14 protein-coding genes are annotated in these 10,243 nt (G+C 63.4%); 6 read left to right on the forward strand and 8 right to left on the reverse strand.

The features are described from left to right. Both VEK15_06985 and VEK15_06990 read left to right on the forward strand, forming a co-directional pair. Positions 1-356 (forward strand): GDSL-type esterase/lipase family protein (locus VEK15_06985; GenBank protein HXV60418.1); only part of this gene is annotated, 356 nt, incomplete at its 5' end. Then, on the forward strand, positions 353-1,399 hold the full coding sequence (locus VEK15_06990) for an alcohol dehydrogenase family protein (GenBank protein ID HXV60419.1): 1,047 nt from the start codon (positions 353-355) through the stop codon (positions 1,397-1,399). The genes VEK15_06985 and VEK15_06990, both read left to right, overlap by 4 nt. Here VEK15_06990 and VEK15_06995 read toward each other — a convergent pair. Genes VEK15_06995 through VEK15_07005 form a run of 3 tightly spaced genes read right to left on the reverse strand, consistent with a single transcriptional unit; the run spans position 1,396 to position 3,148 of the window. Further along, positions 1,396-1,818, reverse strand: a complete 423-nt coding sequence (locus VEK15_06995; protein ID HXV60420.1) for a HEPN domain-containing protein — start codon at positions 1,816-1,818, stop codon at positions 1,396-1,398. The genes VEK15_06990 and VEK15_06995 overlap by 4 nt on opposite strands. Before the next feature lie 2 nt (positions 1,819-1,820). Next, positions 1,821-2,468 (reverse strand): nucleotidyltransferase domain-containing protein, encoded by a 648-nt coding sequence (locus VEK15_07000; GenBank protein ID HXV60421.1) that lies wholly within the window; start codon positions 2,466-2,468, stop codon positions 1,821-1,823. Next, positions 2,405-3,148, reverse strand: a complete 744-nt coding sequence (locus VEK15_07005; GenBank protein HXV60422.1) for a hypothetical protein — start codon at positions 3,146-3,148, stop codon at positions 2,405-2,407. Before VEK15_07005 ends, VEK15_07000 begins: the two co-directional genes overlap by 64 nt. Here VEK15_07005 and VEK15_07010 point away from each other — a divergent pair. The 3 genes from VEK15_07010 (at position 3,147) to VEK15_07020 (ending at position 5,149) form a co-directional block, all read left to right on the forward strand. Further along, entirely contained in the window at positions 3,147-4,451 is a 1,305-nt protein-coding gene (locus VEK15_07010; protein HXV60423.1) for a dipeptidase, read from the forward strand. The genes VEK15_07005 and VEK15_07010 overlap by 2 nt on opposite strands. A gap of 121 nt (positions 4,452-4,572) precedes the next feature. After that, positions 4,573-4,821 (forward strand): AbrB/MazE/SpoVT family DNA-binding domain-containing protein, encoded by a 249-nt coding sequence (locus tag VEK15_07015; protein ID HXV60424.1) that lies wholly within the window; start codon positions 4,573-4,575, stop codon positions 4,819-4,821. Then, the gene (locus tag VEK15_07020) at positions 4,814-5,149 is read left to right on the forward strand and encodes a type II toxin-antitoxin system PemK/MazF family toxin (protein ID HXV60425.1); all 336 of its coding nucleotides are present in this window, start codon (positions 4,814-4,816) and stop codon (positions 5,147-5,149) included. The genes VEK15_07015 and VEK15_07020 overlap by 8 nt, the downstream gene beginning before the upstream one ends. On the opposite strand, the gene VEK15_07025 is transcribed toward VEK15_07020, so the two are convergent. From VEK15_07025 to VEK15_07045, 5 genes are all read right to left on the reverse strand, one after another. Then, positions 5,146-5,427: a type II toxin-antitoxin system prevent-host-death family antitoxin gene (locus tag VEK15_07025; protein HXV60426.1), complete on the reverse strand. Its 282-nt coding sequence runs from the start codon at positions 5,425-5,427 to the stop codon at positions 5,146-5,148. The genes VEK15_07020 and VEK15_07025 overlap by 4 nt on opposite strands. Before the next feature lie 97 nt (positions 5,428-5,524). Further along, positions 5,525-6,349, reverse strand: a complete 825-nt coding sequence (locus tag VEK15_07030; GenBank protein ID HXV60427.1) for a hypothetical protein — start codon at positions 6,347-6,349, stop codon at positions 5,525-5,527. A gap of 11 nt (positions 6,350-6,360) precedes the next feature. Further along, a complete protein-coding gene (locus VEK15_07035) occupies positions 6,361-6,993 on the reverse strand; it encodes an outer-membrane lipoprotein carrier protein LolA (GenBank protein ID HXV60428.1) in 633 nt (210 codons plus the stop codon). Beyond that, positions 6,990-7,709 (reverse strand): ABC transporter ATP-binding protein, encoded by a 720-nt coding sequence (locus VEK15_07040; GenBank protein HXV60429.1) that lies wholly within the window; start codon positions 7,707-7,709, stop codon positions 6,990-6,992. Before VEK15_07040 ends, VEK15_07035 begins: the two co-directional genes overlap by 4 nt. Positions 7,710-7,713: 4 nt before the next feature. After that, complete coding sequence (locus tag VEK15_07045) at positions 7,714-8,832, reverse strand: ABC transporter permease (protein ID HXV60430.1); 1,119 nt, start codon at positions 8,830-8,832, stop codon at positions 7,714-7,716. A 185-nt stretch (positions 8,833-9,017) separates the two neighbouring features. Here VEK15_07045 and VEK15_07050 point away from each other — a divergent pair. After that, the coding region (locus VEK15_07050; protein HXV60431.1) for a sigma 54-interacting transcriptional regulator at positions 9,018-10,243 on the forward strand (1,226 nt) is incomplete at its 3' end.

Genomic DNA, 10,243 nt, shown 5'->3' on the forward strand with positions numbered 1-10,243 from the left:
GACCCGACGCAATCCTCGTGCATCTCGGATCGAACGACCTGTTTCAGCGACAGTCGGTCGAAAGCACGCTCGAGGAGCTGTCTCGCCTGGTCGATATCGCGAGCGCAACGGAACCGAGCCCGGTAATTTTCATCGCCCAGATCATCCCGACCACGACGGAGTCCGCCAACCGGCGCATCCGCGAGTTGAACGCGGAGATCGCTCGGCTCGGCGAACATCCTTCGGTTCGCATCGTGGATCACCACACCGGCTTCGACGGGGCGCGATTGACGTACGATGGAGTGCATCCGAACGTGGACGGCGAGATCCGGATGGCCGAACGGTGGCTCGCCGCCCTCGAGGACATCCTGCCATGAAGGCCCTTACCTTTCGCGCCGAACGAGAGGTCGTTCTCGAGAATGTCGCCGAACCCTCGATCGAGCGCCCGACCGATGTCATCGTGAAAACCCGAATGAGCGCGATATGCGGCTCGGACCTCCATGTCTATCTCGGTCGAGAGAAGGGAATCGAGCCGGGAACCGTTATGGGACACGAGTTTCTGGGAGAGATCGTCGAGACCGGCGCCGACGTGAAGGACCTGTCGCCTGGCGACCTCGTGGTGTCTCCCTTCACCTCGAGCTGCGGTCGGTGTTTCTACTGCAACCGCGGCCTCAGCTGCCGCTGTCCCGAGGGACAGCTCTTCGGCTGGATTCAAAACGGCGAGGGACTTCACGGAGCACAGTCGGAGTACGTACGCGTGCCGCTCGCCGATACGACCCTGGTCAGAGTCCCCGAATCGCTCGACTTGGAGACGGCGCTCTTCACTGGAGACGTTCTGGCGACGGGATTCTTTTGTGCCGAGATGGCAGAGGCTGGCCCGGGCCGAACCGTCGCCGTCGTCGGCTGCGGTCCCGTCGGCCTCTTCGCGGTGATCGGAGCCCGCGAGCGCGGAGCGGAGTGCGTTCTTGCCATCGACGTCGTTTCCGAGAGACTCGCGCTAGCCGAACGATTCGGCGGCGAGCCCATCGATGCGTCCTCGACCGATCCTCTCCATATCGTGAAAGAGCGGACCGATGGTCGCGGCGTCGACGCCGCGCTGGAAGCGGTGGGAAGTCCCGAGGCGACGAGACTCGCGGTGGATCTCGTCCGCCCCGGCGGCATCGTGGCCGTCGTCGGCGTGCACACCGAATCTCAGTTCGCCTTTTCGCCCGTCGAAGCCTACGACAAGAACCTGACCTATCGGACGGGGCGATGCCCCGCACGCAGATTCATGAGCCCGCTCCTGAGCTTCGTGGCCGAAAGAAAATACGACTTTCGCGCCATCGTCTCCCATCGCCTCCCGCTCGGCGAGGGGCCTCGCGGCTACGATCTCTTCCATCGCCGGCTCGAGGGCTGCACCAAGGTAGTTTTGACGTTCTAGCCGTCAACTTTGGGGATGACGATGGGCTCGACCAGCCGCACGGTGAACCGCGCACCCTCTCGCGCCTTGGCGGCGTCGTCCTCGGAGTAGAAGTCCGAGGGGGTCAAGTCCTCGGCCCCGTAGAAGGCCAATTCTCGGTCGCGCCGCAACTCCTTGGATATATCGGCCAGTCGTTCGAGGTCGTCATCGACGATCGCGGGCAATCGATGCCTTTCGGCGAGGAGGATCTCCGAGACGTCGTGGATTCGAGGCGCCTCGACACCGCAGGACCGGAGAAGGCCTTTGAGCGCCAGCTCGACAGCCTCCTGGGATTCTCTGACGACGTCGGCCCAGCTCTCGCCTTCGAACAAGGTATCGATGGCTCGCAGCCGGACAGCAGCCCGCCTTACGTAATCCCGGGCAAGCTCACGATTTCGCATCGTCACGCTACCTCGGCCCAGTAGGGCTGACCGTGAACGAGCTTCCGCACGATACGGCCGGAGACGATGTCGTGCCGGACGCGAACCAGTCGGGCGGAAAGCCTCATGCCCCGCTCGAACAGCACGACGCCATCGATCGCTACCTCGCCCCAGAGACCGGCGACCGTCGCGTCGGGCGGCGGCAGGTGGACGAAATGTGGCTCTACGGTCTGGCTTCCCCAGCGAATGGGAGACTCGTCCCAGGTTCGGTAGAGTGAGCGGGTGAGCGCCACGTCATTTTCCACCACTACCAGCACATCGACGTCGGAGGCTTCCGACAACTCGCCTCGAGCCCAGGACCCGAACGCGGCCACGCCCAGAAGCCGCTCGCCGAACAACGTCGCGGCGCGCTCGACCACACTCGCGGCTCCCTCGTAAGCACTCGAGCTCCCGACCGGCAGAACGAGCCTTCGGGCGCAGTAGTCGTTCAGTGACGTGCCCGCGTCGGCCGCGGCCTTCCTCAACGCCGCATGGACACCCGGGCGGATCCGAAGAACGAACCGGCCCGACGCCCGTGGGTACGAACGATTTCTTCGACTCATAGTATCTAGATGCGTTTCGATGATACTACAATCCTCTCCCAATAACGACAGCTCTCCTGGAGCGGGCATGCCTCGCACAAGGGAGCGGAGCGTTTGCAGACTTCCTGACCGTGACGTCTCAGGAGCTCGCGCGCTCGAACGAGCCAGGGAACGCGTTTGTCGATCTCTCGCTCGACGGCCTCGCGCACTTTCCGATAGGTCGTCGAGTAGCTCTTGGCCTCTTCGCCGTAGCCGAGACGAAGCAGGACGCGCACGGCGTTCGACTCGAGAGCGAAAAGAGGTCGAGCACCGCACAGAAGGAGGATCTTCTCCGCCCCGGGCTCTCCGATGGATGGAAATTGTCGCAACGCCTTCAGAGCCTGACCGAGCGGCAGATCGAGCACGCGATCGAGTTTTCCGTCGAACTCTTTCACGGCCTTTCCGGCGATGTCGCGCAGGACGGCGACCCGTCTTTCCGGATGCATCCCTCCCATGGCCGCAATCGGGTGGAGCACGTCATCCGAGGCGGCAAGGATGTCCTGGGGCTCGGTGCCAACTCTCTGCTTCAGAGCCCGGAATGCCTCGCGACGCCGCTCGTCGCTCACGAGATAGGCGACGTTCTCCCACAGGACGTGCTCGAACGGCCCTCTCGGGGGAATCGGTGAAGGGCGCCCGTACGCTTTCTCGAGCCGATCGAGAACGGCCGAAAGCCTCGTCTTCGCCGGCATGGTGACGTTGCCGATACAATATCGCGGCCGGAGGTCAGCCATGAAAGCAGTTACGGTTGCGCTCGTCGTGGGGAGCTCGGTCATCGTATCGGCGCAGACGCCGTCCCCGGAGATGCTCGAGCGCGTGAGACGGTTGCTCCAGGAGGTGCCCCTCATCGACGGGCACAACGATCTTCCCAGCTCTCTTCTCGACTCCGCCGCGGGAGACCTCGAGCGGATCGACATCCGCGAAGTTCAAGTGGAGATGCCCGCCGACCTCCCGCGACTTCGCGAGGGAATGCTAGGCGGGCAGTTCTGGTCGGCCTATGTGGACGTTTCGTTCATGCTGGAAGGCACGGCGCTGCGGCAAGTCCTGCGCGAGATCGACATGATTCACCGGCTCGTGGCGAGCTACCCCGAGCTCGAGCTCGCCCGGACGGCGGACGAGGTCGTGCGTCTCCATCGCCAAGGCAAGATCGCGTCCCTGATCGGCATCGAGGGCGGCCACGCCATCGAGGGCTCGCTCGCCGCATTGCGTATGGTGCACGCTCTCGGGGCGCGCTACATGACACTCACCCACTTCCTGACGACCGACTGGGCCGATTCCGCCACCGACTTCGCCCGCCACGGAGGGCTCACCGAGTTCGGCGAGGAGGTCGTGCGCGAGATGAACCGGCTGGGCATGTTCGTCGATCTCTCTCACGTGAGCGCGGATACGATGAAAGACGCTCTCAGAGTGACCAGGGCTCCGGTGATCTTCTCGCATTCCAGCGCTCGAGCGCTGAACGCCCATCCTCGAAACGTTCCCGACGACGTTCTCCGCCTCGTCGCCGAGAACGGTGGCGTCGTCATGGTGAACTTCATCCCGGGCTACATCGTGCCCACGCCCGAGTCGGAACGCGACGGGCTCGGGCCGGAGATGGGGCTTTCGGCGGACGAGCCTGTCTGGGCGCGACGGCGCGACGAGGTCGCCGAGTCGCTCCGGGCCGAGCTCGACGACGTACGGGAGATCGAACGAAGGCTCCAGGAGTGGGTATCGCGAAACCCGCCACCACGAGGAACCCTCGACGACGTCGCCGACCATATCGACCACATCAGGAACGTTGCGGGGATCGACCACGTGGGCCTGGGCTCGGACTACTACGATGCCGGAGGACCTTCCATGGCGGAGGGGCTCGACGACATCACCCGGTTTCCCGCCCTTCTCGCCGAGCTTCTCGTGCGCGGCTACACCGATGACGAGGTAAAGAAGGTCGCGGGGCTCAATCTCCTGCGGGCGATGCGTGAGATGGAACGAGTCGCCGGCGAGCTTCAGCGCGAGCGCTCGCCCGGTCTATCCGAGCTGTCCCCGGTACGGGCGCGATGAACCGAGCGTCGAAACGCTCTCGGGCTGAATCGAGCTCGATCTGTGGAGCTCGCCCGATCTCGAATTTGACTTGAAGCGACAACGTGATTACGATGTAATCACCATGGGAGTTGAGGGGCGAATGAAAACCCGACTCGTCAGGATAGGTAACTCACGAGGGATTCGTCTTCCCAAGCCGCTCATCGAGCAGGCGGGTCTTTCCGAAGAGGTTGAGCTCGAAGTTCGCGAGGGAGAAATAGTAATCACCCGACCAGGAAGTCCTCGAGAGGGGTGGGCAGAGGCCGCCCAGGCCCTCGCCGATCGGAGAGAGGATACGTTAACCGACGAGTCGATTCCCACCCACTTCGATCTCGACGAGTGGCATTGGTGACGTGTCTGAAGTCCGACGCGGCCAGGTCTTCCTGATCGCGCTGGACCCAACGCTAGGGCGTGAGATCAAGAAAACGCGACCTTGTGTCGTCGTCTCACCCGACGAGCTCAACGCTCATGTCTCGACGTACATCGTGGCGCCCCTGACAACCGGAAGCCATGATTATCCGTTTCGCATTCCGTGCCGGTTCCAGGGCAAGGCGGGACATATCGTTCTCGATCAGATCCGCACCGTGGATCGCGCGCGTTTGGTCAAGAGGCTGGGAGGCCTGTCCTCCCAAGCTTTGGAAAAGGCGCTCCAAGTGCTCCAAGAGATGTTCGCGCCCTAAGGTCTCCGGCGTAAAGCGCCGATCTCCTTTTCGATTTCTCCTTCGGTTATTTTGTCCGTTCCTTTCCGCACGGACTCTCTTTGGATCTTGTCGAGCGCCCTCAGCGCTCGAGCTCTCTCGATGGCATCGAGCTCGTCCTCGAACGTCCCCTCGTCGACGCCCGTGAGGATGGCGATCGGTCGCCCATTGGCAGTGATGACGATGTCACGTTCCCGCTTCGCAAGCTTCCAGACCTCGCCCGGTCTCAGTCGCAGCTCTCGAACCGAAACGAACTTCATACTTATCGGCCTTCAATAATGCCGCAATCATCCTACATTATGGCTACATATGGCGTCGCCCTTGTGCGCCCTTAGAAGAATTACCCTTGGGACCGCTCTACTCTTCGTTTCCGATCGACTCATGAGCGTCACGGATAGGTGCGAGCGTTGCCCTCAGCGATTCGCGGGGAACCGAATCGAGATAACGCCCGACGATCCATCGAAAGCCAAGGGGGACCGAGCGGCTGAGGCTGACCGACTCGCACTCGACGAGGACACCCCCGTCTTCTTCTTTGAATCGCCAGTAAGAGTTCAGACGCCAAAGAAAGCCGCGATCCTCCGCGATCGACTTCTCCCTTTCCGCTTCGGTCCCCGCCGCGGCGAGCTCGGCGATTCGCGTGGAGTAGCTCCTGCTCGTAACGCGTCCCTCGGCCTGCCGTCGGAACCGGACGGTATGCTCGGTGTTGTAGTAGACGGTGACGATCTTCTTGCGACGCAGGCGCAGATAGATGGAGAACTCATCTCCGTCGTGCGACACGAGCCGTGACGCTTCCACTTCGTCGAAGTAGCGATGATGCTCGTCGTAATCCTGAATCCATCGCACCAGCTCGTCGAGACCTACCCCGGGGACGAACACGCCACCGACCCAGTGGTGCACCATGCCATCGGGAACGTCGATCGGACTGCCGTCTCCATCGGTGGTGACGAGCTTCGCCGTGTAGACGTCTCCTTCGCTTACCACGCGCCCGGCCTCTTCCGCCTGGGCGGGTGGCAGAAAGTCCTGGACGAGGAAGCCGTCGTCGGATTCGAGCTCGTCCTCGATACGTCGCTCGGTCAGCTCCACGTAGCGGTCGAATGCCCGAAGCGTCTCGCGGTGGAGCGTAGCGGCGTCCACGCTCACGGCGATCCAAGCCCCCACCACGCAACCCAATGCCTTTTTCATGTCCTCTTGTCCTAGCCTTTGACTCGCTCCACGTCCGGAGGAAGATCGATCTCGAATACTCCTTCGGGGAGCTCGCCGTCGACCTCGATCTCGGTCAGCGTGATCGTGATGACGCTCTCATTGGCCTCGCGGCAGCTCTGTCGGGCGGGAAGACCGCTTCGAACGTCGAGCCACAGATCGATCTGCTGACAGTGCACCTCGGCGCCGGCCTTCGCCTCGAACCGAAGGTGGGTCCCGCCGAGCTGTTCGACCGTATAGTCGCGTTCGAGCTGGCGCGCCGCATCGGACGAGCCCGTGAGAAGCCCGGAGAACAAGGCCTTCTTACCGCCTCCGGAAAGCGCCCCTTCGACCGCCTGCTTGATGCGGGGCTGATAAAGAAGATAACCGCCGTTGCTCGCGATCAAGATTCGTGTCTCCGGAATGATGATTTCCAGCCGCACCTTCGTCTCACCCCGCCGGCTTCGCTCGAGATACAGCCGACCCCGCTCGGCCGGGTCGTCGATACCGAGCTGGGGATAGGATTTCACCTGCTCGACCGCGGCAGATAGTCTGGCGACCTCTTGTTGGCGCGCACGCATCCTGGCGAAGAGATCAACCTCGAGTGCCTGCGCCACGACCAGCACCGAGAACAACACCGCCGTCATGGCTCGATCCTTCCATCTTTCATCAACACGACCCGCTCCGCGGCATCGGCAACGTCGATGTCATGCGTGATGAGCACGATGCTCTGGCCGAGCTCCCGATGAACCCGCTTCAACGTCTCGAGCACCATCATGGAGTTTTCCGAATCGAGGCTTCCCGTCGGCTCGTCGGCGAGCAGAATCGCGGGACGGTGGAGGACGGCGCGGGCGAGCGCCACCCGCTGCTGCTCACCACCGGAGAGCTCGACGGGACGATGATCTCGTTTGCCCAGGATCCCGAGCAGGGCGAGAATCTCGCGTCTCCGATCGGCGCCCCGCCGGGCCTCGTTACGCCCGAGCGAGAGATGCTGGGCGAGACGCAGGTTGCCGTCCACCGTCAAGGTGGGCAAGAGGTTGTATCTCTGGAAAACGATGCCGAGACGACGGCGCCTCAAGTCCGTGCGCTCCGCATCGGTGAGCGACGAGAGCTCCGCTCCGTCGATCAGCACTCTCCCCGAGGTCGGACTGAGAAGCCCGCCGAACGCGTGGAGCAGAGTCGATTTTCCGCAGCCCGATGGCCCCATGATGGCCACGAACTCACCGGCCTCGACACGCAGGCTGACGCCGCGCAATGCCCGAACGTCGAGCTTCCCCACGCGGTAGGACTTCTCTAGCGCGACGGCTTCGAGCGCCGCCGCCCGCTTCGGCGGCGTAGCCACTTCCACCTTGCGAGAGATCACGATGCTATTCATACGACAACGCCTCCACCGGATCTTGATGAGCCGCTTTGAGGGCGGGATAAAGGGCGCCGAGCGCGCCGCCGGCCAGGGCCAGGACCGAGGCGGCAAGCGTCCACTCCCAATCGAGGCGGACGACGAGCGAGGTTCCGGCGGTGATCGCCCAACCCATGCCGAGAGCGATACCGATTCCCAGAAGGATACCCAGCCCGGCGACCATCAGCACCTCGGATTCGATCAGCGCGACGATGAACGCCTTCGAGCCCCCCATCGATTTGAGGATTCCAATCTCTCGGGTTCGTTCGGTGATGGCGGTATAGAGCGAGAGGAAGACGGTGAGCCCGCTTATGAAAACCGAGAGTGCGATCACCACATTCAGGAACACGTCGAGGCTGGGCATGCCCTGGGCCCACATTCCCGGAATGTCGCGGGTGAATACGATCTGGTTGCCGGGGAACCGCGCCTCGATCCGGCGGGCGACGTCCTCGGGCGCCGCGCCCGATTCCGTGCGGATGAGAATCCAGGAGCAGCGTTCGTCGGCTCCAAGAAGCTCCTGCATGCCCTCGAGCGGCATCTTGATGCGCGCCCCCATTTCCGGACGGTACACGCCGACGACACGAAATTCCCGGCCGAGCAGCTCCATCGTCGACCCGAGCGCCGCGTCGGGATCTCGGGCGCGCTGGGGATCGACCACGATCTCGTCTCGAGTCTCCGGGAGCCGACCCTGGACGATGGCCAGTCCCGTGACTTCCGGATAAGCGGCGAGCTCCCCGTCACCGATGAACCGAACGCCTTCGATGAGCTCGAAGCCGATGCCCCGGGCGCCGCTCCGCACGTAGCGGGCCACGGGCGTCGTCTTTGCGACGCCCTCGACTTCTCCGATCGCCCTGGCGTAAGCGATCGGAAGGGTCAGCGGCATCGTGGTCAAGCCCGCGCCCAGTCCTCCGGGAGGCAGGAAAAGGATCTCGGCCCGCAGATTCGCTTCGCGCTCGCCCGAGCTCGAGAGCATCCCCCGCGCGAGGCCGACGGTAACGAGGATCAAGACCACCGCAAGGGCGACGCCCACGACGCTCGCCAGTGTCCTGACGGGCCGGGCGATGAGATTCGTCAGCACCATGGACTCCACCAATCACGCTCCTTTCCAATCGATCCCAGGAAGGAAGAGAGCAAGAGACGTGCCAGTGCAAAAGTCACCGTTCGTGAGCCTCCCACGCGGTTGTCGCACTATCCATCTGGTTCGCTGTACTATCCGATTGGATAGGCGCCGCAGGCCGGCTCCCCCGCCTCGTGAGTCGCCTGGGATCCGACGTAATGAAACCGATGCTCGTGGCGCTCAACGGCCCGGTGGCCGGACGGAGCTTTTCATTGGAAGGAGAGCGCACCAGCATCGGACGAGAAACGGGAAACGACATCGTCATCGACACGCAGTGGGTCTCCCGGCGTCACTGCACGCTCGAGCGACGCGCCCAAGGCCTCGTTGTCCTGGACCACGAGAGCCACAATGGAACGTTCGTGAACGGTATTCCGGTGACCGAGCGACTGCTGCGGGCGGGCGACCGGTTGACTCTCGGCGGCTCCTCGCTGCTGTTCGTCGATGCGGAAGTCGCGCCGGCCGATGTGATCCAGCTGGACGACACGCCACTCGACGCCAGGGAAACGGTGCAGCTCCGTAGCGACCAGGCGCTGTACTTGGATTCCGAGCGACTCTTGCAGCAGTTGCCTCCGGAGGAGGACGCCCAACGAGCTCTCGTGGCGACGCTGGGAATCATCCGGCTTCTCGGCCGAGCCGATGACGAGAGGCTTCCCGAGCAGATCATTGACCGCTTCTTCCAGGTCACACCCGCGGAGAGGGGCGCCATCCTGCTGGGATCGTCTCCCGATGAGATCGAATCGGCGACCTACCGTCTCAGGAACGATCGCGGAGAGCCCACCGCGTTCGCGGTGAGCCGATCGGCGCTCTCCAGGGTTTTCGAGGAAAAGGGTGCGCTCCTGAGCAATCGGGTTTCTCGAGAACTGAAGGGCAAGAGCCTCGTCGGTTCCGGCATATCATCTCTCGTCTGTCTCCCTCTGCTCGCGGGCGACCGAGTACTTGGTGCGATCTATCTCGACGCCCGAGATCCCGGCAGAGAATTTCAGCAATCGCAGCTCGAGCTGCTCGTCGGGCTGTCGTCGGTCGCGGCGAACGCTCTGGCGATGTCGCAGGAGCTCGGCAAGCTCAGGGCCGAGAACCGAAGACTCCAGACCGAGTTCGAGCTGGAGCACGACATGGTGGGAGAGAGCCCGCGGTTGAAAGCCGTGCAGAAGCTCCTCGCTCGCGCCGCGCCGACGGATGCCACCGTACTCGTCGAAGGCGAGAGCGGCACGGGTAAGGAGCTCGCCGCACGGGCGCTCCACCGGAACAGTCCCCGGCGCGATGGGCCTTTCGTCAAGGTCGACTGCACCGGCCTCAACGAGAACCTGTTGGCGAGCGAGCTCTTCGGTCACGAGAGGGGTGCCTTCACCGGAGCGATCCAGCAGAAGAAGGGAAAGCTCGAGCT

The sequence above is a fragment of the Vicinamibacteria bacterium genome (assembly GCA_035620555.1).
In the GTDB taxonomy this organism is placed as follows: Bacteria; Acidobacteriota; Vicinamibacteria; order Marinacidobacterales; family SMYC01; genus DASPGQ01.

Excerpts from the sequence above, each read along its gene's own strand:
- VEK15_06990 (HXV60419.1), top strand. The coding sequence starts at position 353 with ATGAAGGCCCTTACCTTTCGCGCCGAACGAGAGGTCGTTCTCGAGAAT.
- VEK15_06995 (HXV60420.1), bottom strand. The coding sequence starts at position 1,818 with ATGCGAAATCGTGAGCTTGCCCGGGATTACGTAAGGCGGGCTGCTGTC.
- VEK15_07000 (HXV60421.1), bottom strand. The coding sequence starts at position 2,468 with ATGCCCGCTCCAGGAGAGCTGTCGTTATTGGGAGAGGATTGTAGTATC.
- VEK15_07010 (HXV60423.1), top strand. The coding sequence starts at position 3,147 with ATGAAAGCAGTTACGGTTGCGCTCGTCGTGGGGAGCTCGGTCATCGTA.
- VEK15_07005 (HXV60422.1), bottom strand. The coding sequence starts at position 3,148 with ATGGCTGACCTCCGGCCGCGATATTGTATCGGCAACGTCACCATGCCG.
- VEK15_07015 (HXV60424.1), top strand. The coding sequence starts at position 4,573 with ATGAAAACCCGACTCGTCAGGATAGGTAACTCACGAGGGATTCGTCTT.
- VEK15_07025 (HXV60426.1), bottom strand. The coding sequence starts at position 5,427 with ATGAAGTTCGTTTCGGTTCGAGAGCTGCGACTGAGACCGGGCGAGGTC.
- VEK15_07030 (HXV60427.1), bottom strand. The coding sequence starts at position 6,349 with ATGAAAAAGGCATTGGGTTGCGTGGTGGGGGCTTGGATCGCCGTGAGC.
- VEK15_07035 (HXV60428.1), bottom strand. The coding sequence starts at position 6,993 with ATGACGGCGGTGTTGTTCTCGGTGCTGGTCGTGGCGCAGGCACTCGAG.